The 24462-nt window shown below is 71.3% G+C and carries 19 protein-coding genes; 9 read left to right on the plus strand and 10 right to left on the minus strand.

Translation table 11 applies throughout. The features are described from left to right. Positions 1 to 125 precede the first annotated feature (125 nt). The 4 genes from HNR22_RS28565 to HNR22_RS28580 all read left to right on the plus strand — a co-directional run bounded on the left by HNR22_RS28565 (position 126) and on the right by HNR22_RS28580 (position 5368). Positions 126 to 1412, plus strand: coding sequence for an MFS transporter (locus HNR22_RS28565; RefSeq protein WP_179782969.1), 1287 nt, complete (start codon positions 126 to 128; stop codon positions 1410 to 1412). Continuing rightward, positions 1409 to 2392: a TolB family protein gene (locus HNR22_RS28570; RefSeq protein ID WP_218906771.1), complete on the plus strand. Its 984-nt coding sequence runs from the start codon at positions 1409 to 1411 to the stop codon at positions 2390 to 2392. The genes HNR22_RS28565 and HNR22_RS28570 overlap by 4 nt, the downstream gene beginning before the upstream one ends. 123 nt (positions 2393 to 2515) lie before the next feature. Continuing rightward, positions 2516 to 4042: an alkaline phosphatase D family protein gene (locus HNR22_RS28575; RefSeq protein WP_179782970.1), complete on the plus strand. Its 1527-nt coding sequence runs from the start codon at positions 2516 to 2518 to the stop codon at positions 4040 to 4042. Positions 4043 to 4054: 12 nt separating this feature from the next. Then, positions 4055 to 5368 (plus strand): hypothetical protein, encoded by a 1314-nt coding sequence (locus HNR22_RS28580; protein ID WP_179782971.1) that lies wholly within the window; start codon positions 4055 to 4057, stop codon positions 5366 to 5368. Positions 5369 to 5383: 15 nt separating this feature from the next. Here HNR22_RS28580 and HNR22_RS28585 read toward each other — a convergent pair whose 3' ends face one another. The 3 genes from HNR22_RS28585 to HNR22_RS28595 form a co-directional block, all read right to left on the minus strand. Continuing rightward, positions 5384 to 6322 (minus strand): ABC transporter ATP-binding protein, encoded by a 939-nt coding sequence (locus HNR22_RS28585; RefSeq protein WP_179782972.1) that lies wholly within the window; start codon positions 6320 to 6322, stop codon positions 5384 to 5386. Continuing rightward, a complete protein-coding gene (locus HNR22_RS28590) occupies positions 6319 to 9357 on the minus strand; it encodes an FtsX-like permease family protein (protein WP_179782973.1) in 3039 nt (1012 codons plus the stop codon). Before HNR22_RS28590 ends, HNR22_RS28585 begins: the two co-directional genes overlap by 4 nt. A gap of 80 nt (positions 9358 to 9437) precedes the next feature. After that, entirely contained in the window at positions 9438 to 10085 is a 648-nt protein-coding gene (locus HNR22_RS28595; RefSeq protein ID WP_179782974.1) for an ABC transporter ATP-binding protein, read from the minus strand. A 279-nt stretch (positions 10086 to 10364) separates the two neighbouring features. On the opposite strand from HNR22_RS28595, the gene HNR22_RS28600 reads away from it, so the two are divergent. Then, a complete protein-coding gene (locus tag HNR22_RS28600; protein ID WP_246381014.1) occupies positions 10365 to 11531 on the plus strand; it encodes a peptidase M23 in 1167 nt (388 codons plus the stop codon). Between the two features lie 64 nt (positions 11532 to 11595). Continuing rightward, positions 11596 to 12969, plus strand: a complete 1374-nt coding sequence (locus HNR22_RS31555; RefSeq protein ID WP_179782975.1) for an N-acetylmuramoyl-L-alanine amidase — start codon at positions 11596 to 11598, stop codon at positions 12967 to 12969. A gap of 23 nt (positions 12970 to 12992) precedes the next feature. On the opposite strand, the gene HNR22_RS28610 is transcribed toward HNR22_RS31555, so the two are convergent. Genes HNR22_RS28610 through HNR22_RS28620 form a run of 3 tightly spaced genes read right to left on the minus strand, consistent with a single transcriptional unit; the run spans position 12993 to position 16753 of the window. Then, the gene (locus HNR22_RS28610) at positions 12993 to 13571 is read right to left on the minus strand and encodes a TetR/AcrR family transcriptional regulator (protein WP_179782976.1); all 579 of its coding nucleotides are present in this window, start codon (positions 13569 to 13571) and stop codon (positions 12993 to 12995) included. Between the two features lie 54 nt (positions 13572 to 13625). Next, positions 13626 to 14291: a hypothetical protein gene (locus HNR22_RS28615; protein WP_179782977.1), complete on the minus strand. Its 666-nt coding sequence runs from the start codon at positions 14289 to 14291 to the stop codon at positions 13626 to 13628. A gap of 29 nt (positions 14292 to 14320) precedes the next feature. Then, a complete protein-coding gene (locus HNR22_RS28620; RefSeq protein ID WP_179782978.1) occupies positions 14321 to 16753 on the minus strand; it encodes a PEP/pyruvate-binding domain-containing protein in 2433 nt (810 codons plus the stop codon). A 118-nt stretch (positions 16754 to 16871) separates the two neighbouring features. Here HNR22_RS28620 and HNR22_RS28625 point away from each other — a divergent pair, with 118 nt between their 5' ends. After that, positions 16872 to 17534, plus strand: coding sequence for a M23 family metallopeptidase (locus HNR22_RS28625; RefSeq protein WP_179783758.1), 663 nt, complete (start codon positions 16872 to 16874; stop codon positions 17532 to 17534). Between the two features lie 74 nt (positions 17535 to 17608). Then, on the plus strand, positions 17609 to 17839 hold the full coding sequence (locus tag HNR22_RS28630; protein WP_179782979.1) for a DUF2188 domain-containing protein: 231 nt from the start codon (positions 17609 to 17611) through the stop codon (positions 17837 to 17839). Between the two features lie 227 nt (positions 17840 to 18066). Here the strand turns inward: HNR22_RS28630 and HNR22_RS28635 are convergent, their stop codons facing one another. Together HNR22_RS28635 and HNR22_RS28640 are read right to left on the minus strand one after the other, a co-directional pair. Next, a complete protein-coding gene (locus HNR22_RS28635) occupies positions 18067 to 19089 on the minus strand; it encodes a DUF4331 family protein (RefSeq protein ID WP_179782980.1) in 1023 nt (340 codons plus the stop codon). A gap of 166 nt (positions 19090 to 19255) precedes the next feature. Beyond that, positions 19256 to 20515, minus strand: coding sequence for a family 16 glycosylhydrolase (locus HNR22_RS28640; protein ID WP_343060002.1), 1260 nt, complete (start codon positions 20513 to 20515; stop codon positions 19256 to 19258). Positions 20516 to 20898: 383 nt separating this feature from the next. On the opposite strand from HNR22_RS28640, the gene HNR22_RS28645 reads away from it, so the two are divergent. Then, positions 20899 to 21297 (plus strand): hypothetical protein, encoded by a 399-nt coding sequence (locus tag HNR22_RS28645; protein ID WP_179782981.1) that lies wholly within the window; start codon positions 20899 to 20901, stop codon positions 21295 to 21297. Positions 21298 to 21313: 16 nt separating this feature from the next. Here the strand turns inward: HNR22_RS28645 and HNR22_RS28650 are convergent, their stop codons facing one another. After that, positions 21314 to 22780: an aminotransferase class V-fold PLP-dependent enzyme gene (locus HNR22_RS28650; RefSeq protein ID WP_179782982.1), complete on the minus strand. Its 1467-nt coding sequence runs from the start codon at positions 22778 to 22780 to the stop codon at positions 21314 to 21316. Then, on the minus strand, positions 22767 to 24452 hold the full coding sequence (locus HNR22_RS28655) for an ABC transporter ATP-binding protein/permease (RefSeq protein ID WP_179782983.1): 1686 nt from the start codon (positions 24450 to 24452) through the stop codon (positions 22767 to 22769). Before HNR22_RS28655 ends, HNR22_RS28650 begins: the two co-directional genes overlap by 14 nt. Positions 24453 to 24462: the final 10 nt, after the last annotated feature.

Consider the following 24462-nt stretch of genomic DNA (forward strand, 5'->3'; position numbering starts at 1 on the left):
CGATGAAACCTCTCGATGTTTGTCACCTGTTCATCCGTCACATGTCTGCTTGACGCCCACCGTCCCTTGCGGCCCTTCCGGCCCGGTCGCCACCATGGCTGACCGTCAGTCGTCGACCCGAGGAGATGCTCGTGTACCTGTCGACCGTCTCCCGGCCGGCCGCCGAGGAACCCGGACCCGGGCCACGGCGCCGACGGTTCGCATTGGTCAGCGGCAACGTCGTCGCACTCGGCACGGTCAGCCTCATCACCGACGTCTCGGCCGAGATGGTGGCCGCCGTCCTGCCCCTCTATCTGGTGCTGGGCCTGCAACTCAGCCCGGTGGCCTTCGGCGTGCTCGACGGCGTCCACACCGGCGCCACCGCCCTGCTGCGGGTCGTGGGCGGCTTCGCCGCCGACCGGTTCCGGCGGCGCAAGCTGATCGCCGGCATCGGTTACACGCTCTCGGCGCTCGCGAAGCTCGGTCTGCTGCTCGCCGGCCGGTCGATACCGGCGATCGGCGCCGTCATCGCCGTCGACCGGCTCGGCAAGGGCGTACGCAGCGCGCCGCGCGACGCGCTGATCACGCTCTCCAGCCCACCCGAGGCGCTGGGTCGGGCGTTCGGGGTGCACCGGGCGATGGACAGCGTCGGGGCGTTCCTCGGGCCGCTCGCCGCGTTCGCGGTCCTGCTGGTCGTCGGGCAGTCCTACGACGCGGTCTTCGTCACCAGCTTCTGCATCGCGGCCCTGGCCGTGGTCGTGCTCGTGCTCTTCGTCCGCGAGCGTCCGGCCGGCGAGCCGACGCAGCAGCCGAGCGACCCGACGGTCTCCGTGCGCGAGGCGTTCGGGCTGTTGCGCGGCGGACCCGCCCGCCGGCTGGTGCTGGCCGCGGCGATGCTCGGGTTGGCCACCATCGGCGACGGGTTCGTCTACCTGTTGCTGCAACGCCGGGAGGACCTCGGTCTGCGCTGGTTTCCGCTGCTCGCGGTGGGGACCAGCCTGGCTTACCTGCTGCTCGCCGCCCCGCTCGGCGTACTCGCCGACCGGATCGGCCGTCTGCCCGTGGTGATCGGTGGCTACACCGCCCTCGGCGCGACGTACCTGCTGCTGGCCGGTCCCGTCGACGGTTGGCCCCTGATCGCGCTGACGCTGGCGCTGTACGGCGCGTTCTACGCGGCCACCGACGGCGTGCTCATCGCGCTCGCCGGCCCGGTGCTGCCGGCGCGACTGCGGACCACCGGGATCGCGCTCGTGCAGACCGGGCAGGCCCTGGCGTACCTCGTCTCCTCCGTCCTGTTCGGTCTCGCCTGGCAGGCGTGGGGACCGGAGAACGCGATCCGCGCGGCGGCCGTCGCCGTCGCCGGGGTCCTGGTCGGCACGCTCCTCCTGCTGGCCTCCCCGTCCCGCCTGATCACCCGGAAGGTGCCCCGATGACCGCGATGTCGACCCGAGCCAAGATCGGCGTGGTGGTCGCCTCGGCCGTGCTGCTGGGCAGCGTGGCGGCCGGCTATGTGGCCATGGCAGCGGAACCGGCCATGCCGCCACCTCCCGCCGCCGGCGACCAGGCGGTCACCCTGACACCCGGCCCGCGCCTGTTGGCGATCACCGACCGGTACGTGTCCACCGTCGCGACGGCCGACCCCGCCGGGTCGCGTACGGTCTCCGGCCTGGAATGCCTCCGGGTGTACGCCGCCGCCGGCACCGGGGTCTGCCTGAAGCCGGAGACCGCCTGGTCGTACCAGATGGTCGTGCTCGACGCGGCGCTGCGCCAGACGCGGGCGATCAGCGTGCCGGGCCTGCCGAACCGGGCCCGGGTCTCGGCCTCCGGCCGGATGGTCTCCTGGACGACGTTCGTCGGCGGCGACTCGTACACCTCCAGCGGTTTCTCCACCCGCACCGGGATCCTCGACACCGTGAGTGGTGCCACGGTGGCCTCGCTGGAGGAGTTCGCCGTCACGAAGGACGGCCGCCGCTACCGCCACCCGGACGTCAACTACTGGGGCGTCACCTTCACCGCCGACGACAACAGCTTCTACGCGACCATGTCGACCGGGGGCAGGAGGTATCTCGTCCGGGGTGACTTCGCCGCCCGTACGGTCGAGACGCTGAAGGAAAACGTCGAGTGCCCGTCGCTGTCACCGGACGGCACCCGGCTCGCGTTCAAGGAGGCGGTCGACGCCGACCCCACGAAGGGTTGGCGACTGTCGGTCCTGGACCTGGCGTCGGGGCGGATCACCGCGACGGCCGAGACGACCAGCGTCGACGACCAGGCGGCCTGGCTCGACCGTGCCACGCTGGCCTACACGCTGCGGCAGAGCGACGGCCGCCCGGACGTGTGGAGCGTCCCGGCCGACGGGTCAGGGGCACCGAAGCTGGTGATCCCCGACGCCGAGTCGCCGTCCCCACTCACCTGACGGCACGAGCCCCGCGCTCGGGTGGTCAGGACACCTGACCGCCTTGGTGCGGACAGCATTCCGTCACGCGCGATTCCGCGCCTAAGCCATCGCCGTTCATCGAAGTTCCCGAAGCTGTTGACCATGACAAGGCTGAGCCGTCGCATCTTCGTCCTCAGTGGACTCGTAGCCGCCGGTGTCGCGGTGACACCCCGCCAGGGTGCCCACGCCGCGGTGCCGTACCCCTTCAAGCTCGGTGTGGCGTCCGGTGATCCGGCGCCCGACAGCGTGGTCCTCTGGACCCGGCTGGCACCGTCTCCGCTCAACGCCGACGGGCAGGGCGGCATGGCCAACGCCGACGTGACAGTCGAGTGGCAGGTGTCCGCCACCGACCGGTTCACCTCGCTGGTCGCCTCCGGGTCGGTGGTCGCCCGCTACGCCGACGCCCACTCGGTGCACGCGATCGCGGGCGGGCTTGCCGCCGACTCCGACTACTATTACCGGTTTCGGGCCCAGGGTCAGATCTCCCCGGTCGGGCGCACCCGGACCGCCCCGGCACCGGGCAGCTTCGGCCGTGACCTGGTGATGGCCTTCGCCTCCTGCGCCCACTACGAGGCCGGCTACTACACCGCCTACCGGCGGATGGCCGAGGACAACCCCGGGCTCATCCTGCACCTGGGGGACTACATCTACGAGGGTGGCGTCAACACCTCCGCCGTGCGGCAGCACGTCGGCGCGGAGATCGTGTCGCTCGCCGACTACCGCCGCCGGTACGCGCTCTACAAGTCCGACCCCGACCTGCAGGCGGCGCACGCGGCGGCACCCTGGCTGGTGGTGCCGGACGACCACGAGGTGGAAAACAACTACGCCAACATGGTCCGCAACGACAGCAGCCCGACGCTGACCGCCGCGCAGTGGACCGCCCGACGCACCGCCGCGTACCGGGCCTACTACGAGAACATGCCACTGCGGCCGGCCTCCGCCGCGAACGGCAACAGCATCCCGCTGTACCGGCGCGTCCGATGGGGACAGCTCGCGACCTTCCACATGCTCGACACCCGGCAGTTCCGCGACGACCAGGCGTGCGGTGACGGCTGGAAGGTCTGCGCCGACGCCGACCTGGCCTCGCGGTCGCTGACCGGGGCGACCCAGGAGGCGTGGCTGCTCGACGGGTTGGCCCAGCGCTACGGCACCTGGGACATCCTCGGCCAGCAGGTCTTCTTCGCCCGCCAGTTCGACGCGGCCGGGGCGGCGAGCATGGACGCGTGGGACGGCTACCGGGCCTCGCGCAGTCGGATCCAGACCGGCTGGCAGCAGCGCGGGGTGCGCAACCCGCTGGTGCTCACCGGGGACGTGCACAAGTCGTGGGCGAACGACCTCAAGGCCGACTACGCCAACCCGTCGTCCGCCACCATCGGCACCGAGCTGGTCTGCACCTCGATCACCTCCGCCGGCAACGGCACCGGCAGCACCACCATCCCGAACGCGGCGACCAACCCGCACCTGAGGTTCCACTCGGACCGGCGCGGCTACGTGCGTACCACGATCAGTCGCAGCCAGGTCCGCGCGGACTTCCGCGCGCTGAACACCGTGACCGAGCACGGCGCCGCGGCGTCCACGGTGGGCTCGTTCGTCATCCTCGACGGCCAGCCCGGCCTCCAGGCCGGTTGAGGGAGAGTCATCATGACCGCAATCACCGCACTGCTCACCGCGTCCCTGCTGGTGCCGAACGTGGTACCGGCCCCGACCGCCATGACCGCCGAGGCGGTCACCTGGGCCACCGCGAACAGCGTGGCCACCGGCGACCAGGACCTGCCCGCCATCGCGATGAACCGCAACGGTCAGGTCGCGGTGGCGTGGGAGGACGACCGGGACAGCACCGCCCCCGAGGACGACACCCACAGCGAGATCTACCTGCGGCTGTTTCGCGATGGCACGCCGGGCTACGAGCTGAAGCTCTCCACCGGCGGCACCAGTGGGGCCGCCTGGCGGCACATCAGCCCCGACGTCGGGCTCGACGACCGGGGCAACGCCGTGGTGGTCTGGGCCGCCGACGGCGACGGCAACGGCGTCTACAACATCCAGTACCGGGTGGTGTCGCCCACCGGCGCGGTGCTCGGTTCGGGGCAGGCCAACGCCAGCGACGCCGGGCAGCAGATCTGGCCGAAGGTCGCCGTCGACCCGGACGGCGCGCCGACCACCGCCGCTGTCGGTTTCACCGTGGTCTGGGAGGACGTGCAGGGCACCGCTTCCGCCACCGTCAAGGCCGCCGGCTTCACCGCGGCCACCACCAAGGGGTACGAGGTGACGGCCTCGCAGACCACTGGCACGCACCACCGCCCCGACGTGGCGGTGTCGGCGTCCGGCGAGGCGCTGGTGGTGTGGGACGAGGACGCCGACGCGAACGGCTCGTACAACATCGGTCTGACCCGGCTGGCCCGCGCCAACGGTGCGGTGGTGCTGTCGCGGCGGACGGCCAACGCGCAGAGCGGAGGGCAGCAGCAGCGCGCCTCGGTCGCGGCGAACTTCGCCGGTGACTTCACGGTCGGATGGGAATCCGACCACACCGGCGGTCGGGGTGTCTGGGCGCGTTCGTTCACCGCGGCCGGCACCGCCCGGCACGGCGAGGTCGAGGTCTCCACCGGGGCCGGCGCCGTCGCTCCCGGGGTCGGAATCGACGACCAGGACAACGTCGTGGTGGGCTGGACGGTGTCGGGCGCCAACCCGGATGTCTGGGCGCGCGGCCTCAACCCCGACGGCACGTCCACCGGCCGGCTGGCCGCCCAGGCGTTGAGCCAGACCACGACCGGTCGCCAGGAGCATTTTGCCGTCGCCGCGTCGCCCTGGGGTGAGGTGAGTGTCTGCTACACCGACGACAACGACGGCAACGCGTTCGACCAGGTGCTCCTCGGCCTGGGCACGACGAACTCCACCTGGCTGATGTCCGCCGACGAGCTGCGCCGGCTGAAGGCGCGGGCCGCTACGACGGTGAACTGAGCCAACTTGGCCCGTTCAGACGGCGTGGTCAGGCTCGCCGCTGGCGCTGGCCATCCCGTCGTCTCCGCCGAGGGACGACGGGGTGGCCACGGCGCGCAGAGTGATCGACTCATCGTTGTGGTCGACCTCGAACAACGTCCCGGCCGGGAAGGCCGCCGACGTCTCGGGCGGCAACTGGATCGTGCCGTCACCGGCCACCACGGCGAAGTCCCGGCCGTTACGCCCCTCGGCGCCGACCCGGCCGTCCCGGATGGTGACCGCTCGGCCGAGTTGGGCGCCCACCTCGCCGTCGTGGGTCACCACGACCACTGTGGTGCCCCGCTCCGCGTTGACGGTGGCCAGCGCCGCGAGCACCTCGTCTCGACCGGCCACGTCGAGCTGACTGGTCGGCTCGTCGACCAGGAGCAGGCCGGGCCCGGCGGCGAGCCCCTGCGCCAGGGCGGCCCGCTGACGCTGCCCCGGAGTCAGGTCGCCCACCCGCCGCGCGCCGGCGCCGCCGAGGCCGACGAGGTCCAGGATCGCCTCCGGTGGGTCGAGCCGGCGTCCGGCGAGGCGCGCCGCGGGTCGCTGCGCCAGCCAGATGTTGCGCGACAGCGACAGGTACGGCAGCAGGTTGCGTTCGGCACCCTGGAGCACCGTGCCGACAGTGGCCCCGCGCAGGGCGGCCAGGCCCTTGGAGGAGAGTCGGGACAGCTCGTGGTCGCCCACGTAGACCCGCCCGGCCGATGGTTGCATGAGCCCACCGAGGATCGCCACCAACGTGGACTTGCCAGAGCCGGACGGACCCACCAGCGCCAACATCTCGCCGGCCGCGATGGTCAGGTCCACGCCGGAGAGCGCGACGACGTCACCGGTGGCGGTGGGGTAGATGTGGATCAGCCGGTGGCAGGTGACGGTGACGCCCCCGGCCGACTGTGCGGCGGTCACCGGCTCGTCCTGCCGCGCGGCGGTCATCGACCGCTCCGGCGGCGCACCGAGGCGGCGACGATCCGACCGAGCACGACCGCCGTGAGGGCGAACAGGATGACCGTCGGCACCGCGAACAACAGCAGCCGGCCGACGTCCGGCCAGTCGGGTATCGGGACCGGTGAGCGGCCGTCACTGAACAGACGCTGCCCGCCCCGGGTGAGAAGCCAGATCACCAGGGTGACGAGCGCACCCGACCCCACCGCGAACACGACCGGCCACCCGTAACCGCCACGCACGGCGCGTGGTGGCAACCCCTGCCGGCGGAGTGCCACCAGCATGGCCACCCGGGTGCGCTGCTCGGCGGAGGCAGTCGCCACCATGCCGGCCGCCCCGATCAGCACCCCGGCCAGCGCGGCGAACATGTTGAAGCGCAGCGCCAAAGCCGCTCCCTGCCGATCGAAATCCTCTCGTACGTGGGTGATCGTCTTCTCGTCCCGCACGACCAGACCCTGTGCGCGAAGCCGGTCGAGGACGTCTGGGGGAGCCGACCGCGCCAACCAGACCTCCTCGTTGCCGTTCTGACTGGCGACGGCGAGTCGGTCCGCGTACTCCAGGTCGACGATGAGCCCGGATTCACCGAGCCGTGGCAGGCGGTCGACCAGTCCTCGAACCGACCCGTTGGTCGGTGTCCCGTCGACACCGTCGTACGGATGAAAGCGGCCTACGGTCGTTCCCTTCGACCGGGTCAGGTAGATGGGCAGCGGGAACGGCGAATCGAGCACAGCGACGCCGGCCGGCCTCGCCCGCCGGCCTTCGTTGACATTGAGGACCAACGCGGCTTTCGTTCCGCTCGCAGCGCTGATGGACGTATCATCCGTATCGAGCAGCCGCCACCGTTGCAGATCGGCGAGCTGTGCGCCGGTCAGCACCACCGCCTCGCCCTGGCCTTCGGCGTCGGCCGTGCGCAGCTCCTCGAACTGGACCTTGAGTGGCCGGGCCACCACGGGAGCGTCGACTTCGATCTTGACGAGTCGACATTCCTGCGCGCACTCGGGCACCTGGAGGTCGTAATCCTTCCGGCCGGGCTGGATGTTCTCGCGAGCAAGGACCACCCGGGTGCCGTTCCTTCCGGAGATCGTGATCGCGAGGCGGACTCGATACGCGTCGAAGACCTCGGCGTCAAAGTCGGCGGAGAGCGCCATGATGAGCTGTCGACCCCGCAGTTGCACAGGTGTCCCCGGTGCTGGCGGGTGGATGTCCCGGGCGATGTCCGCCAGGGGCACGCCGTAGGACGGATGCGGCGCGGCCACCGTCGCCAGTCGGTCGGAGTCCACGGCCAACAGCTGTGTGCCGGCCGCGGCGGGCGAACCCGACACCACGGCGGCCATCGCGAATCTGCCCTCGGGATCAACCGTCCGCACGGCTGTCAACAGGTGTGCACGCGACGTCGCGTCGACCGTGACGACCCGGGAGGCGCCGACCTCGACGACCGCGCGGTCGCGGTAGGCGGCCGAAGCGACAGCACTCGTCGCGACGGTGAAGGCGAGCATGGCGACGACCACGGTGAGCAGGGCGATCAGGGGCCGGAAGCGTGGTTGCCGGGCCACCTGCACCAGGGCGAGGCCGACGGCTGTCCGGCCGCGCGCGAGCAACGCTGCACCCACCGTGGCGCCGGCGATCATCGCGAGCCGCGCCAGCAGCACACCTGCGGCGAGTGCTCCGGCGACCGGCGCGAGCAGTGCCAGGCCACTGGGCGATCCGCCGGAGCGCAACTGCACCACCGCGGCCACGGCGATGGACACCGCGACGATGTCGCCGATGGTCGCCCGCCACCCCCGTACCCGTGCCGGCACCCGGCGTAGCAGGTCGACGACCGGCGCGGACATCATCCGAGCCTGGGCCAGCAGCACCGCGGCGAGCGCGCCGACGGCGCCGATGGTGGCGAATCCGATCGTGGTCCCGTCCACCGTGACGTCGGCGTGCGCCGGAAGGGTGCGCGCGGCGAGCAGTGTGGCAGCGCCCAGACCGGCCAGGCAGCCGAGGGGAATCGCGACCAGGACGGGCACGGCGTGCTCGCCGATCGCCAGTGCCCACAGTCGTCGGCGCTGCACGCCACGGAGCAGGAGCAGGCCCTGCTCCGGTCGCCGCTGGTCGGCAGCCGAACCGACCGCGACGAAGAGGACCAGCCAGCAGAGCAGGACGAGCAGCCCCGCGCCCAGCACCACGCCGTCGGCCAGTTGCCCGCGTTGCAGCGTGACGCGATCCAACAGACCGGGCAGGCTGGTGCCGGCCCCGTAACCCGCACGGCCCCCGTCGCGCTTGAGCACCGCGAGCGCCGCCTGCAGGTCCGGTACGGATCGGCTGTCCAACAACCGCTCGGTGGCGTAGAGATCGGCTGTCGACCGGGACAGGATCACATCATCGTCGGCGAGGGGTGAGGAGTCGGAACTGAAGATGGCGTCCTCGGCGCTGCCCGGGATCGAGGTGCTGGGAGAGTCCGCCGCAGGGGGCCGGATGAGCTCCTCGCCAAGCCAGAACGGGTCCTGCACGTCCAGCGGTTGGTAGACGCCAGCCACCCGCACCGGCACGACGCCGAACGTGAACTGGTCCCCGACGGCGACACCGAGCCGCGCCGCGGTGTGCGTGCTGACCATGACCTCGGCTAGCTGACCCCTCGAGGTGGCCCGGGGACAGGCGCCGCTCACGGTGACGCGTTCGCAGACCCCCGCCCGATAGGTCAGGTTCGAGGTCACCCTGCCGGCACGGCCGGCGGCGACACCGCCGCTCTGGGCGCCCAGGACGACGTCGAACCCGGCCGGCGTCAACTGCCGGACCTTGCCGACGAACGCCGTCCTGGTGGGATCGCCGGGCATCCCCGGACTTTCGACGGGATCGGCGAGTCGCACCCGAAGCTCGTTCGGCTGCGCGGTGGACAGTTCGTGGCGCGCCAAGGCCTGCCCGGCCGCGGCGACGTACGTCGGTGCGGCAGCGGCGGCCGCACTGGCGAGCAACGCGAGCAGGAGCACGGCTGTGGCCTGCGCCCGGCGGGCCGCGAGCGCTGCCCAGATGATGGTCAGCATTGACGGTGAGGGTATCGGCGGAGTCCGATTCTCACCGCCCCCCGCGGGTGGACTGTGACCTGCCGGTTACCGCACGTCCGTCAATCGCGGACGATCTCCGCCCGACCCTCGACGAGGTGCAGCTCCGCTTCGCAGGCGGCGGCCACCTCCGGGTCATGGGTGGCGAACACGACGGCCGCGCCCCGGCGCGCCTCGTCGTGCAGCAGGTCCAGTACCCGCTGCCGATTGCCCGCGTCGAGTTCGCTGGTCACCTCGTCGGCCAGCAGCACGCCGCCGCGCAGCGCCAGACCGCGAGCGATGGCCGTGCGCTGCTGCTGGCCGCCGGACAGCTCCTCGACCAACTGGTCGGCCTGGCCGGAGAGGCCCAGCCGATCCAACAGCGCTGCGGTCTGTTGGCGGGCCTCCGACGCTGCCATACCGCCGGCGACCAGTGCCACCTGAAGGTTCTCGGCCGCGGTCAGGATCGGGGCCAGACCGTTGTCCTGCGGGACGAGGACGATTCGGTGCTCGACCGCGTGATCACGGTCGCGCAGCGGCTGCCCGTCGACTGTCACCGTGCCGTCTCGTGGGGGCAGCAGCCCGGCCATCGCGTTGAGCAGGGTGGTCTTGCCGGCGCCCGACGAACCGGTCAACGCCAGCACCCGACCCGGTCGGAGGGTCACCGACACGTCCCGGAGGACGGTCGGCGCGTCGCCGTAGCCGACCGACACGCGTTGAAGAGTCAACATCTGCGCTCGCCCCCTCCGGTATCGGCGTTCCGCACAGTGCCACGCCCGACGGGATCGCGCAATCGCCGTCGCCGGGCCCGGTGCGCTGCCCAGCCCGACGCCGGCCGGAGCGGGCAGGAATCCAGGGATGTAGAAAACCTTCGATGGGTGCGTTGACTTCGACGATTTGCTACACAACAATCAGCGTCAATATCGACGGTTGTCTCTCGGTTGTCATCCGGAAGGAGGCACCCGTGGCGGAAACCGACGGCCCGAAACCCACCCGAGAGTGAGGCCACGATGAGACACGGTCGACGACTGGTCGGCGGCACAGCCGCGGCCCTGTTGATGGTCACGAGCCTGATCGGTGCGGCGCCCAGCGCCGCCGCCGCGGCCGTCACCCCCACGCTCACCGCCGCGGTGACCGCCAAGCTGCTCGGTTCCGCCCAGCTGTCCACGGCTGACGCGCGACCGGAAACCCGGGTCACCGTCAGCCGTACCAGCGGACGGTGGGCGTTCGGCACCGCCGTCGCGCTCGCGCCCCGACAGGAGGACGCCCACCCGACCGGGTCGATCTTCCTCGCCCGGTCCGGGTCCACCGGCTGGCGGATCGCCTTCGACGGCGAGGCCGCCTTCGGCGAACTGGCCGCCGAGTCGCCCCTCATGACGGGCCAGGAGAGGAACGTGCTCACCACGACACCGGCCCCGATGTACGCGGGCGGCGACTACCGGACCGGAATGGCCCTGCCGTTCGGCGTTGGCCAGACGTGGACGCTCACCAGTGGCCCGCACGGCTGGGGCGGAACCGAGTCGCCGTACAGCTCGGTCGACCTGGCCGGTGGTGACCAGGTGGTCCGCGCGGCCCGGGCCGGGGCGGCGTACACGATGTGTCAGGGGTGGATCCGCGTCATCCACGACCGGGGCTACTCGACCGACTACTACCACCTGTGGAACAGCATCTCCGTCAACGGCGCGGGTGTCGGCCAGGGCACCGTCCTGGGCAACACCGGCACCGATGTGACCTGCGGCGGCGCCGCCTACGGCCGGCACGTCCACTTCGGGCTCCGGCAGAACAGCGCGTACGTGCCGATCGCCGGCCACGACATCGGCAAGTGGGTCCTCGCGAACGGCGCCGCCGCGTACCAGGGCGGCGCGCGGCACGGGTCGGCCTGGGCCGGCGCCGGGGCGGGCCTCTACAACTACGGCGCGCTCGGCTTCAACCAGGGAGTGGTCGACGCGAACGGCGGTGGGGTGCTCACCCGACGTGCCGGGCCGGGCACCGGCTACGGCTCGCTCGGCTCGGTCGCCGACGGCGCCACCGTCACCATCTCCTGCTCCGCCAACGGCACCTCCCACACCGGGCGGTACGGCACCACGGCGCTCTGGAACCGGTTGAGCGACGGCAGTTGGGTGTCCGACGCCTACCTGTCGACCGGTGTGAACGGCCCGATCAACGGCTGGTGCTGACGAGTTCGACCGCCGAGGTTGGCGGCTCGCCGGCCGCCAACCTCAGTCACCGCAAGGAGAGCTCATGTCCTTTCGAAGCTTCCACCGAGGCCGGTTCCTGCTCGCCCTGACCACCGCCCTGACCGGAGTCGTCGCGGTCGCGTCACCGGCCGTTGCCGACCCCGGTGGCACGCCAGTGACGGCCGCCCCGCTGTCCGTCGCGTTCGACACCGCCGCCGCCCGGTACGACGTTCCGCGCGACCTCCTGGTGGCGCTGGGCTACGCCGAGTCACGGCTGGAGATGCACGCCAGCACACCGAGCGCGGCGGGCGGCCACGGGCTGATGCACCTGGCGAGCAACCCCGGAGTGCGCACCCTGGACGAGGCTGCCGCGCTCACCCGGCTCAGTCCGGCCGCGCTGCGCACCGAACCCACAGCGAACGTGCTCGGAGCGGCCGCCGTCCTGCGCTCGTACGCCGATCAGGCGGGCCTCACCGCCTCGGCGCGCGACGACGTGAACGGTTGGTTCGGACCGGTCGCCCGGTACGGCGGCGCCAGCGAGCCGTCGGTCGCGCGGCTCTACGCGGACACCGTCTACGACCTGCTGCGTGCCGGGTTCACCGGGCGCGGTGAGGCGGTGGCCGGGCGACCGGTCGCGCCCCGGCGGGGTGGCCTGGAGCGGGCCGCGGTGCTCGGCGGGATCGGCACCCTCAGCACCGACTACGGGCCGGCGGCGTGGGCGCCGGCCAGCACGAGCAACTACACGGTGGCCAGTCGACCGGGCAGCCACCCGGTGAACCGCGTCGTCATCCACATGACGCAGGGCTCGTATGCCAGCGCTGTCGGCTGGTTCCAGAACCCGGCCGCCCAGGCCAGCGCGCACTACACCTTCCGCTCCTCCGACGGGGCCGTCACCCAGTCGGTGCGGGAGAAGGACATCGCCTGGCACGCCGGCAACTGGACCTACAACACCGAGTCGATCGGCATCGAGCATGAGGGGTTCGTCGACAACCCCGCCTGGTTCACCGACGCGATGTACCGCGCCTCGGCTGCGCTCACCCGTAGCCTCGCCACGAAGTACGGCATACCCAGGGACCGGGCGCACATCATCGCCCACCGTGAGGTGCCCGGCGCCACCCACACCGACCCGGGCCCGAACTGGAACTGGACCTACTACATGCAGTTGGTGAACGGGATCACCGGCATCGGCTCCGGCACGGTGACCACCGAGGCGTCCAGCCTCAACGTGCGCTCCGGCCCCGGCGCCAGCTACCCGGTCGTCGGCTCGGTCGCCGACGGCGCCACCGTCTCCGTCTACTGCCAGGCCGTCGGCAGCACGGTCACCGGCCCGTACGGCACGACCTCCGTCTGGAACCGGATCGGCACCAACCGCTACGTCTCCGACGCCTTCGTGCTGACCGGCTACGACGGGTACATCCCGAACGTACCGCGCTGCTGAGGGCACCCTACGACGGCGACCGCTCAGGCGGCCGTCGACGAGCCGAAGAGCAGGTCCAGCTGGGCGTCCAGCGCGTCCAGCGCCTGCTCGGCGGTGTACTGCCCGCCCAGCAGATAGAGGCCCAGCCCCTCCATCAGGGCCAGCAGGCCGGCCGCCTGGGCAGCGTCTCCGGTGGGCAGGACGCTGGCGATGAAGCTGGTCAGCTGCATGGTGTCGGCGCGCAGGCCGGTCGCGGACGCCGGTCGTACCGCGGTGTACGCGAGGAATGCCAGCGCCACCCGCCCGTCGTCACGGGTCCGATCGTCGAGCGGTAGCAGCGCGGCGATCATCGTGCGCAGCAGCAGCCGGGGGGCGGGGTTCTCGCCCAGGCGCGCCAGTGCCTCGGTGACCCGGATCTGGCCGCGCTCGCGGACAACCGCCATCGCGAACGCCATCATCTCGTCCTTGGTCCGGAAGTAGTGCTGGACCATGCCGGCGGACACGCCGGCCTCGGCAGCCACGTGACGGAGGCTGACGGCCTCCAGGCCCTGATCCGCAGCGACCCGCATCAGCGCGTCCGCGATGAGGGTGCGTCGCTCCTGGTGATCGACCTTCTTGGGCATGGCCTCGATCGTTTCACAGTGGGTGACCCGGACACCCCGCCGGCGCTGCGGCGGTCACCGGCTGACGGTGGTGCTCGCGGGTGCGCCGCGCGCGCTGCGCAGGAGGCCGTCCGGGTCGTCGGCGTACAGTCGCAGCTCGTCCACCGGTGTGGACCCGGTCTTCGCCAGATCGAAGGTCAGCGGCCGGCGCAGCAGGACGTCGATGCTGGTCTGGTTGCCGACGGAGACGGACACCACTCGACGGTCGCCTTCCTGCTCGACCTGCACCGACCTGCTCGACGGCAGCGAGCGGTAGCGCTTGCGCAGGGCCTCGACGTCGGTCCACGGGATGAAGATGTCGATGCCCGAGCTGAGCCGCACCCGTAGACCCCGGTCGCCCACGATGTGCGGATGGATCGTCATGCTGGCGAACAGCCCGATCATCCAGAGCAGACCCCAGATGCCGAGGCCGAGCACGATCCAGCGGGCTGGCCGCCACGGCACCACGTGGGTGACGACGACATCGAAGATGGGGATCTCCACGACCGACAGGCCGATGAAGATGCCCAGGATCGGCTTGACCACGCCGAGGTAGCCGAACGGCTCGTCGCCGGGCCCCAGGGGCAGGGGGCGGCGCCGGGCCCAGACGTACAGGCTGCGCCAGGTCGCGGCCTCGGCCTCGGCCGCCCGGCGCAGCAGCGGGCCCACCCGCGCCCTGGTCGGTGCCTTCGTGTCGGTCATGGTCGTCCTTCTCGGTAGGGGGCCGACGGTCAGTGGACCGTGATGGTCCCGGCGCCACCGTCCACGGTGACGAGCTGTCCCGTGGAGATCGTCCGGGTGGCGTCCGGCACGCAGATGACGGCCGGAATGCCGTACTCGCGGGCCACCGTCGGACCGTGCGCCATGACCGCGCCGGTCTCGGTGACCAGCGCCGCGGCGGTGAGGAACAGCGGGGTCCAGCCGGGGTCCGTGGTCGCGGCCACCAGGACGTCGCCGGGCTCGATGTGGGCGGTGCCCGGATCGTGGACGACCCGGGCCGGGCCGGTCACCCGCCCCGCCGACGCGCCCACGCCGGCGAGCGTCCCGTCGTCGGCGGGCACCGCCGGCAGGACGGTCTCCACATCCGTGCCGTCGGAGAGCAGCGCCACCGGCACCGTCCGACGCCGCAACTCCCGGCGGTGCACCGCCCGTCGGGCGGTCACGGTCCCGCGCAGATCCACACCCTGGTGTACGGCGGAGTGCACCTCGTCGAGGGTCAGGAACATGATGTCGTCGGGCTGGTCCAGCAATCCCGAGCCGTGCAGGTCGGCGCCGATGAGCAGCAGTTGGCGGCGCGTCTCGCGCAACGGGTACAGCCCGGCGAACTTGCCGGCCTCGCGCAGACCGGCCAACGACCGCGCCCGGCGCAGCAGGAAGCCGGCGATGCGGCCCCGCACCGGGCGCCGACGGCGGACTCGCGTGACCAGCTCCGCCAGCGACGCCTCCGCCGCGGCGGCGGTCCGCTGGAAGCGCTGGTCGGGGCCCTGCCGCGGATCGGTCACCCGCAGGTAGTTGGCGACCGCGGCGAACACCGGCGTGGGGTCCTCCGCCCAGCGCGGCACGCCGAGGTCGACTTCGGCGACGCCACGGTGACCGTAGACGTCGAGGAAGGTGGTCATGCCGATGTCGGGCAGCGTTCCGCGCAGATGGCGCGCGGCCAGCTCGGCCGGCGGGGTGTCGAGGAGGAGTTGACGGTGGTCGCCCGCGCCCTGGGCGAGCCGCCACAGGGCCAGGTCCATCTCGATGGTGACGTTGTGCGGCATGCCGCCCAGCACGGTGTGGATCTCGTCCGGGCCGGCGACGCCCTTGAGCAGCGCGGTCGGCAGCGCGGCGGCGAGCATCCCCGCGACGATCGGCCACATGATGGCGTCGGCGCTGTCGCCGGAGTCCTGCCCCTGCACGAAGCGCAGCCGGTCGGCGGCGGTCCGCAGGTCGGCGGGGGCGGCCGACCGTACCCTCATCTGCTCGATCGCCTCGACCATCCGGATCCGCGCTGCCTCCGGGCGGGCCAGAGCCCGCAGGATCCCCACCACCGCGCGGCCGGCCGTCCGTAGCGACGCGGCACCCTGCGCCCCGCCGCGCCTCGCGCGGCTGCCGGTCGGCGCGAATCGGGGGTCCGCCAGTACGTGCTGCATCACCGCCTGGGCGCGTGGCCCGAAGTCGACCGCCAGGAGCTTCACCAGTCGCCTGCGGGACGACCTGTCTCGCGCCAGGTCGCTCAGGTCGCCGTAGAGCCGGCCACCGATGTCGACGATGTCGACCCGCACGCCGAGCGCGGCGAGCATCGCGGCGATCTGCGTCCGCAGTGTCGACATGCCCATCGGGGTGACCGGTTGCAGCATGCCCTGGACATGACCGAACTCCAGGTAGACCCGGGGGAGGGGCTCCCCGGTCCGTGGTGGGAGGGGGAACAGGCTGGTGATCGGCCGGGACTGCAGGAGCCACAGCACGCCGTCGGCGTCGACCGCCCACTCCACGTCCTGCGGGGAGCCGAAGTGGGCCTGCAACCGCTCGCCCGTGGCCCGCAGTTCGGCCAGGTGGGCGGAGGTCAGGCATCCCGTGTCGCCGCGTGGGACGCCGTCGACGTGGTGGTCGACAATCGCTGCGCCGTCGAGGATGTAGTGGTCGACGGTCGCCGCGCCGTCCACCACTGTCGTCCCGAGGCCGGCAGCGGCGTCGACCGCCATCTCGTCGCGACGCCCGGTCAGCGGGTTCGCGGTGAACAGCACCCCCGCAACCGTGGGCGTGATCATGCGTTGCACGACGACGGCCATCCGCACCGTCGGATGATCGATCTGGTGAGCGTCGCGGTAGGCGGTCGCCCGGTCGCTGTGCAGCGAATCCCAGCAGGTCTCGATGGCCGCGATCAGCTCGGCGGTGCCCGTGACGTTGAGGACGGTGTCCTGCTGCCCGGCGAAGCTGGCGTCGGGCAGGTCCTCCGCGGTGGCGCTGGAGCGCACCGCCACCGGGCCCGCCCCGAGCCGCTCGTACGCGGCGACGACCTCGGCCGTGGGGATGACGCCGAGTCGGTGGGCCTCGGTGGTGACGCAGAAGCCCTCGGGGACCCGTTCACCGCGCCGGATCAACTCGCCCAAACCGGCGGCCTTGCCCCCGACCAGGTCGAGCATCCGGGTGGTCGCCTCGGACAACGCGATCACGTGCATGGGACCCACTCTCTTTGCAATACGACTGCATTGCATCTGACCGTACCTGGTTCACGATGCGACTGCAATGTCTCCCTGGGCCGGGCGGCCCGGAGCGGGAGCGTTGCCTGCGTCTGCCATGCTCGGGCCGGTGACGACCGGCAGCCCCGACAGAGCCCGCACCCACCGCCGCCCTCGAAACCGCACCGTCCGGGTTCTCCTCGCGCTCGTCGCGGTGGCGGCCGTTCTCGGCATCGCCCTGGTCGTGGTGCCGATGCTGCGACCGGCGGGTCCGCGTCCGCTCTTCCAGATGCCGGTCAGCTGCGGCGAGACGTGGCAACTGGGCACCTACCCCGGCCACGACGACTACGACGTCGACCTGTTCCCCACCGAGGGCGAGGCGTGGGGGCGGCCGGTGCTCGCGTCCTACGCCGGCACGGTCACGGTGGCGGGCATCAACGGGTCGCTCGGTGGCCGTACCCCGGACAACCCCGACGGCCCACGGGGGCGTGGCGGCGGTTACTGGGTGAAGATCGACCACGGCGGCAAGTGGGAGACGCAGTACCTGCACATGCTCGAACCACCGCTGGTCGAGGTCGGTCAGAAGGTCGCCCAGGGTGAGCAGATCGGGCGGCTGGGCAGCACCGGCAACTCCGGAGCACCGCACCTGCACTACGAGCAGCGACGCGGCTGGGACAAGGTGGAGACCCACTTCGACGGGGAGCCGTCGACCATCACCACCGACGACCGCGAATACACGGTCAGGAGGACGAGCAACAACTGCCCCGCGGCCGTCTCCTGAGGACGGCAGTTTGCCCCGGCGTGCCTGGGGGCACTGATTCGGGAGACAGTTCAGACGCAGGGAGGGAGCCGGCCATGGCCAAGGGTGACGTCGAGACCTACCACGAGGACGGGCAGTGGAAGAACAAGCCGGAGGGCAACGAGCGGGCCAGCAGCACGCATGACGTGAAGGCCGACGCGCAGGCCCAGGGCCGCGAGATGGCCGCCGACCGTGGCGTCGAGCACGTGATCAAGAAGCAGGACGGCACGATCGGGGAGAAGAACACCTACCCCCGCAGTCGTGACCCCCGTGACATCGAGGGCTGACACAGCTCGCTTTTCGTCCACTGACCTCCTCGGCATCGCCGAGGAGGTCAGTGGGCTTTCACGGCCCGTCGGTCGCCGACCACGGCTGTCCGGCTATCTGTGTGATCGACTCGGTTTCAATGAAGGCGGGGTATCGGGACGTCCCGGATAGCCCGACTTCCATGAAGGCGAGTGGATCACGGCCAGAGTGGGTGGTTCCGGGGCGTGAGCGGCCCTTCGGGCACCGTTCAGGCCGGGACCACATAGGGGAAGGAGGCGGCACGGGCCGCCTTGGTGACCTCCGGAGTGAGCCCGGAGGTGGTGCCGGTGTTGAGGACCAGGGAGAACATCACCTCGGGCGCGTTGTCGGCCATGGTGCGCCCGTTGCGGATCGCGAAGCCGAAGTTGGCGGCCGTGCCGACCTTGTACGAGAGCATGTCGGGGTAGAGCTGTCGCGCGACGCTCCAGCCGTACGCCTGCGGGTCCGGTGCGGTGCCGTTCGCCGCGACGACACCCGCGACGGCGTTGGCGATCTCCTCGCCGTCCTCGGTGAGGTCGCGACTGGGGTGGCGGAAGTTGGCGGGATCCGAGAAGTCGGTGTCGTGCGGCCAGAAGATCGGCCACATCATGGGGTGGCCGGCACGGTTGATCTGGCGCCAGCCACCGGCATCGGTGGCCAGCAGCGTGCGACACCACACGCCGATCTCGGTGCCGTCGCGCAGCAGCGGCTCGTCATGGGAGACCTCAAGGACGATCGACTCCACGGTGGTGCCGGCGAAGCTGTTCTTGGCCTGGTCGACGCGCCACGCTGAGCGGTCCACCATCGACCCGTTCTTCACCGCGCCGTTGATGGTGGCGAGTTCGTCGAGATCGATGAAGAACGGGTCGGCGATCCGCCCGGCCCAGATCCGGACGTTGCCGCCGGTCGTCACCTCGCCGGTGCGCCCCTCCGCGATGGGAGTGCCCATCGCGGCGTCGTCGCGGGCGTCCGCCCCGGTCAGCTCGTACAGCTGGAAGGTCTGCCTGTTGTCACCGTCGAGCTCGCCGAAGGCGAACCGGTAGGTCAGATCCTCCATCTCGGCGCCGTTGACGTGGATCTTGATCTCGTAACGGCCCTCGGCGTGGAAGCCGCGCTTGATGTCAGCCTTGGTCACCGAGCTGTTCACGTCCATCACGAACACCGTGGCGCGGTTGCCGTTGAAGACGTACAGGTCGTCGATGTAGAGCTGGCCGCCCTGGGCGGCGAGCGGGGTGTCGAGATGGTGCGACATGAGTTCACTCCCGAGCGGCCGAACATCTGGATTAATCCGAACATAGCGGGCAGGAGGCAACCTGCCGCGTCATCGGCTGAATCCGGAGTCGCCCGGGCTGGGGCCCACACGGCGGTGGGCCGCCCGATGCTGTGCTCGGACGGCCCACTCGTCGGTGCTGGTGTCGTCAGATGCGAGACCACTTCTGGTTGGCGGCGCCGAGGCAGTCCCAGAGGTGCAGCTTGCCGCCGTTGTTGGGGTTGGCTTCCCGCACGTCCACGCACTTGTTGGCGTTGAGGTTGACCAGGTCGCCGGCCGCGTTGAGGGTGAAGCGCTGCGCGGGATTGCCGTTGCACGTGACGAGGTTGACCTCGGTGCCGTTGGCGGTGCCGGCCCAGGCCGGGTCCATGCATTTGCCCATCGCGCGGATGGTCCCGTCCGAGGCGAAGGTCCAGGCCTGCGCGGCTGTGGTGTTGCAGTCCCAGATCTGGAGCTTCGCGCCGTCGACGGGGTTGGCGCTGGGGATGTCGATGCAGCGGCCGCTCTGCGCGCCGCGGATCCGGCTGGTGCCGGGAGTCGGGTTGCCGCCACCGTCGGAGGTGTAGCTGGACACCCGGACGTAGTCGACGAGCATCTGCTGGGGGAACTGCGTGGAGCCGTCCGGGTAGCCGGGCCAGTTACCGCCGACCGCCACGTTGAGGATCATGAAGAAGGGGTGGTCGAACACCCAACGGTTGCCGCCGAGCCGGGCGGGGTCGACCCGGTGGTACTGCACCCCGTCCAGGTACCAGGTGATCACGTTCGGCTCCCAGTCGACCCGGTAGGTGTGGAAGTCGTCGGCGAGCGGTGCCCCGATGGTGCGGCTGCCGGTGATGCCGCCGCCGCCCGAGTAGCCGGGTCCGTGCACCGTGCCGTACACGGTGTTGGGCTCCCGGCCGATGTTCTCCATGATGTCGATCTCGCCAGCGTCGGGCCAGCCGCCGCCGGTGCCGAGCATCCAGAACGCGGGCCAGATGCCCTGACCGCGCGGGATCTTGATCCGCGCCTCGAACCGACCGTACGTCTGGGTGAAGGTGGCCGCCGACAGGAGCCGGGCCGACGTGTACTCACAGCGCCCGTAGTGGCACTGGTAGTTGGCGGGGTTGTCCCGGCGGGCCGTGATGACGAGGTTGCCCTGGCCGTCGTGGACGGCGTTGCTGGTGCTGTTCGTGTAGTACTGCCGCTCGTTGTTGCCCCAACCGCTGCCGCCGATGTCGAACCGCCACTTGTTCTGGTCGACAGGCGTGCCGGCGGGGGAGTTGAACTCGTCCTGCCAGCTGATCGAGCCGATGGCGGCTTCGGCCCGGTCGGGATGCGGCGGGACGACGAGTGCCGCGGCGGTCGCGACGAGGGCGACCGCCATGAGTACGAGAGGGCGGAAGCGGAGGCTGGGGCGGGCTGTGAACACGGGAGGCTCCTCAGCGAGGGGGTGGCGGAGGCTGCGTACCGGAGAGGGCGGAGAGCGCTCTCTAGACTGAAGCATGTCGATATCATGTCCTTCTGTCAAGACTGTTTCCAATATGCCAACCGTCCGTTACCGCCCGATGCTGTGCAGTGAGCGGTGGAGTGCCGGTGGGCGACACGAACACGAGGTCGACCGATGTCTGCACGGTGGACGGCAGTCGCCGCATCGAAGCAGGTCGCCGCGGCCGAGTACTACTCGATAGCGGTCGAATCGACCCTTCCTATTGCCGTGAGGCGTCCACCCGGGACAGGATGGCGAGGCGTGCGGGAAACCTCCCCGTAACCTGCGCGCTGCTGGTCTCTGTCACAAGGAAGTGGGAGTCAGTCATGAGCGACGCGTCGACGGCGCTGGGTGTGCGCCTCTACCCGGATCTGGTCGAGCGGGGTGGCCTGGCCCCCGCGCTCATCGAAACCGCTGCCCGTCATGGGCTCGATCTCGGCCGGGTCACCGCCCCCGAGCAGGGGCGGAGCCGGTTCACCTGCGCCGAGCTGCACTCCGGGCAGGGCGTGGTCTGCGTGAAGCTGGGATCGCAGGCCCGATACTTCATGATCGATCTGCAGGTCTCGGGCGAGGTCCTCGCGCGCGGCGACGTCATGGACCTGTTGCAGGTCGCCAAGGTGGCGGCGGCCTGGCAGGCCGGGATGACGATCGCCGAGCTCACCGCCCAGTTCCCGTTCATGGAGGAGATCAAGCACCGCCCGGCGCCCGTGGCCCAGGTCAGCTAGCGCGCCGTCGGTCAGGTCAACACCGCAGCCGGGGCGGCAGAGCAGCCTCGATGCCGGCTTCACGATTCAGGTAGGTCGACTGGACGAAGGCGACGAAGCGCTCCGCGTCGGTCGCGGTGGAGGCCAGTCCGAACGAGACGCGGACCGCGCCGCCCGTCGGCAGCCGCAACGCGGCGAGATACTGGTCGATCGTGTCGACCCGCGCCAACAACCGCCGCCGCAGCGACTCCCGCCTGATCCCGAACGCGCCCTCACCCGCGCCCGGGTTGCAGAAACAGCCGGTACGCAGGGAAAAGCCGGCCGCCGCGGCCTCCCGTGCGACCAACCGCTCGTCGACCAGCGTGCCGTCCGGATGGCAGAGGTTGAAGGTCACCGTCGCGCCGCGGGCCGCACCCGTCGTCGGCCCGTACACCTGGACCAGCGGCCCGCCGGTGTCGTGCCGCAGGGTGACCAGCCGCTCCAGCAACCATTCGGTGAGCAGGCCGACGCGGGTGTGCACGAGATCGACGCCGATCGAGTCGAGCCAGCGCAACCCGAACTCCACGTCCGGGATGCTCAGGAAGTTGAGCGTGCCGTCCTCGAACGCCGACTCGTCATCCATCGACCGGTGCCAGTCGCCCTGCACGCTGACCGCGCGGATCGTGCCGCCGGCGAACCACGGCCGGCGCAGCCGGGCCAGCGCGTCGCGCCGGGCCAGCAGCGCGCCGACCCCGGTGGGGTAGCCGAAGAGCTTGTACCAGCTCAGACACACGAAGTCCGGCCGGACGACGCTGAGGTCCAACCGGTTCGTCGGCGCGAAGGCGGCGGCGTCGAGCAGCACGTCGTACCCGTGCTGGTGGGCCAACTCCACCCAGCTCAGCGGGTGCTGCACGCCGGAGAAGTTGCTCTGCGCCGGGTAGGCGAACAACCCTCGGCGGCCCGTACGACCCCACCGTCCGGCCAGCCCGCGCGGGCCGGCGTCGAGCACCGTGGTCAGATCCGATTCCGCGACCCGCAGCTCCGGCCCGCTCAGCGGTACGTAGCGCACGGCCCCGCCGGCTGCCCGGGCGTACTCCCGGATGCCGTTGACCGAGTTGTGGTTGTCCCAGGTCAGCACCAGCGGCGAGGCCCGTCCGAAGTCGTAGGCCTCGCCGACCAGCCGGCAGGCGCCGCTGGCGTTCGGGGTGAAGACGACCGCGTACTCGGCCGGGTCGGCGTGGAAGAAGTCGAGCACCGCCCCTCGGGCAGAGTCCACCAGCGAACCTGCCGCCGCGCTGGCGGGGTTCTCCGAGTGTGGATTGCTGTACAGGCCGGCGAGCAACCGATCGTGGTGTGCGCGTACCTGGGCCTGTGCCGCCACCCCGGCCCCGGCGTAGTCGAGATACACCTGCCCGTCGGTGTCCAGGTGGCGGTACTCGGTGGCGCGCAGCTCGTCGATCCGCCCCGTGGCGACGTATCCCGGCAACGCGGTCGGGGAGGTGCGCGGCAGCTCAGGTCGTGCCACGGGAGTCCCGTCGTGCCAGCACCGCCCAGGTGGCGCACAGGAAGAGCAGCACGAAGCCACCGAGCACCAGCCAGTTCACCCACACCGGCCGGGAGAAGCTGTCACCGTACGTGGCGAGCAGCGGCGGGCCGAGCGGGGAACCACCGTCCCGCCAGAGCTGCTCCACCCCGGCGGTGTGCCCCAGGGCCTCGAACGCCCACCGGTTCGACATCGCGTAGCTGAGCCACTGACCGCCGGTCGCCATGGTGGGCACCGGCAGGATCGCGCCGACGAACAGCACCTGCGGGAAGCAGAGCATCGGCAGCATGAGGGTCGCCTGGGCCGCGTCGGAGACGGCCGCGGAGCACAGCAGGCCGAGGGCGAGCGCCGCCGCCGAGGAGAACAGCAGGGTCGCGTACAGGGCGGCGAAATCCGGGCCGTCGACCGGTGGCAGCCGGTCGATGCCGCGCAAGACCCCGAGCAGGGCCAGGTCCACCACGGCAAGCAGCGGCAGCAGCACCGCGATCTTCCCCATCAGGTACGGCACCAGCCGGACGCCCGCCAGCCGCTCGCGACGCAGGATCGGCAACTCGGTGCAGATCTGCAGCAGCCCGTAGGTCAGCCCGAAGAAGAAGCCGCCGAACGCGATCCAGAACAGGATCATCACGGTCACCGTCGGGCTCGGCCGGGTCGGATCGAACGCGCCCGGGCGGAACAGCAGCGCGAACATGCCGAGCACCATCAGCGGCGAGCCGAGCAGGATCGCCAGGGTCAGCCGGTTGCGGACGACGATCTCCGCATTGCGTGTGGTGAGGACGGCCCACTGACGCAACCGGCCGACCCGCCGGGGAGCTGGCGCGGAGACGTCACCGTGGTCGGTCGCGGGGACCGGCGGGCCGGCGTCGCGCTGAGCGGCGAAACGGTCGGGCCAGGCGGCCGGATCGGGTTCCTCATCGAGGCGCAGATGCACCTCCGCGAGGGACCGCAGGCCGAAGAACTCCCGGGCGACGGAAGGTGTGCCGGCGAACGCCAGGCGGCCCTGGCGGGTCAGCACCACGACCCGGTCGCAGTGGTCCACGTCGGTGATCTGGTGGGTGGTGAGCACGACGGTGGTCCCCGCGTCGGCGAGGGTGCGCAGCACCCGGAGCAACTCCACGGCGATCGCCGGATCCAGCCCGGAGGTGGGTTCGTCCAGGAAGAACACCCCGGGCCGGTCGAGCAGCTCGACGGCGATGCTGGCGCGCTTGCGCTCACCGCCGCTGAGCCGGCCCACCGGCACCTCGGCCCGCTCGGCGAGCCGCAGCTCGGCGAGCACCTCGGCGACCCGGTCGCTGATCTCGGTCGGCCCGGTCCCGGGTGGGAGGCGGAGCCGGGCCGCGTACCGCAGGGTGCGGGCCAATGGCAGCTCGCGGTGGATGATGTCGTCCTGGGGCACGAAGCCGATCGCGTGGACCGCGTCGGCCCCGTCGTGTGCCACGGTGCCCGTCGCCGGCAGCCGTACCCGGGCGAGCGTCTCCAACAGGGTGGTCTTGCCGGCGCCGCTGACGCCGATGACGGCGACGACCTCGCCGGGCTGGATGGTCAGCGAGATGTCGTCCAGGACGCGGCGGCCGCCTGGGACGGTGCGGCCCAGGCCGGTGGCCGTGATGCCGACGCCGGTACGCGGGGGAGACGTGGTCTGCTCGGTCGTCATGTCGAGTGCC

Source organism: Micromonospora jinlongensis (assembly GCF_013410645.1).
Classification (GTDB): domain Bacteria; phylum Actinomycetota; class Actinomycetes; order Mycobacteriales; family Micromonosporaceae; genus Micromonospora; species Micromonospora zamorensis.

Bases quoted from the DNA above. Each gene is read 5' to 3' on its own strand.
- HNR22_RS28590 (WP_179782973.1), bottom strand. From the start codon at position 9,357: ATGCTGACCATCATCTGGGCAGCGCTCGCGGCCCGCCGGGCGCAGGCC.
- HNR22_RS28645 (WP_179782981.1), top strand. From the start codon at position 20,899: ATGAGCGACGCGTCGACGGCGCTGGGTGTGCGCCTCTACCCGGATCTG.
- HNR22_RS28620 (WP_179782978.1), bottom strand. From the start codon at position 16,753: ATGCACGTGATCGCGTTGTCCGAGGCGACCACCCGGATGCTCGACCTG.
- HNR22_RS28565 (WP_179782969.1), top strand. From the start codon at position 126: ATGCTCGTGTACCTGTCGACCGTCTCCCGGCCGGCCGCCGAGGAACCC.
- HNR22_RS28570 (WP_218906771.1), top strand. From the start codon at position 1,409: ATGACCGCGATGTCGACCCGAGCCAAGATCGGCGTGGTGGTCGCCTCG.
- HNR22_RS28625 (WP_179783758.1), top strand. From the start codon at position 16,872: ATGCTCGGGCCGGTGACGACCGGCAGCCCCGACAGAGCCCGCACCCAC.
- HNR22_RS28580 (WP_179782971.1), top strand. From the start codon at position 4,055: ATGACCGCAATCACCGCACTGCTCACCGCGTCCCTGCTGGTGCCGAAC.
- HNR22_RS28630 (WP_179782979.1), top strand. From the start codon at position 17,609: ATGGCCAAGGGTGACGTCGAGACCTACCACGAGGACGGGCAGTGGAAG.
- HNR22_RS28610 (WP_179782976.1), bottom strand. From the start codon at position 13,571: ATGCCCAAGAAGGTCGATCACCAGGAGCGACGCACCCTCATCGCGGAC.
- HNR22_RS28600 (WP_246381014.1), top strand. From the start codon at position 10,365: ATGAGACACGGTCGACGACTGGTCGGCGGCACAGCCGCGGCCCTGTTG.
- HNR22_RS28575 (WP_179782970.1), top strand. From the start codon at position 2,516: ATGACAAGGCTGAGCCGTCGCATCTTCGTCCTCAGTGGACTCGTAGCC.
- HNR22_RS28635 (WP_179782980.1), bottom strand. From the start codon at position 19,089: ATGTCGCACCATCTCGACACCCCGCTCGCCGCCCAGGGCGGCCAGCTC.
- HNR22_RS28615 (WP_179782977.1), bottom strand. From the start codon at position 14,291: ATGACCGACACGAAGGCACCGACCAGGGCGCGGGTGGGCCCGCTGCTG.
- HNR22_RS31555 (WP_179782975.1), top strand. From the start codon at position 11,596: ATGTCCTTTCGAAGCTTCCACCGAGGCCGGTTCCTGCTCGCCCTGACC.
- HNR22_RS28585 (WP_179782972.1), bottom strand. From the start codon at position 6,322: ATGACCGCCGCGCGGCAGGACGAGCCGGTGACCGCCGCACAGTCGGCC.
- HNR22_RS28655 (WP_179782983.1), bottom strand. From the start codon at position 24,452: ATGACGACCGAGCAGACCACGTCTCCCCCGCGTACCGGCGTCGGCATC.
- HNR22_RS28595 (WP_179782974.1), bottom strand. From the start codon at position 10,085: ATGTTGACTCTTCAACGCGTGTCGGTCGGCTACGGCGACGCGCCGACC.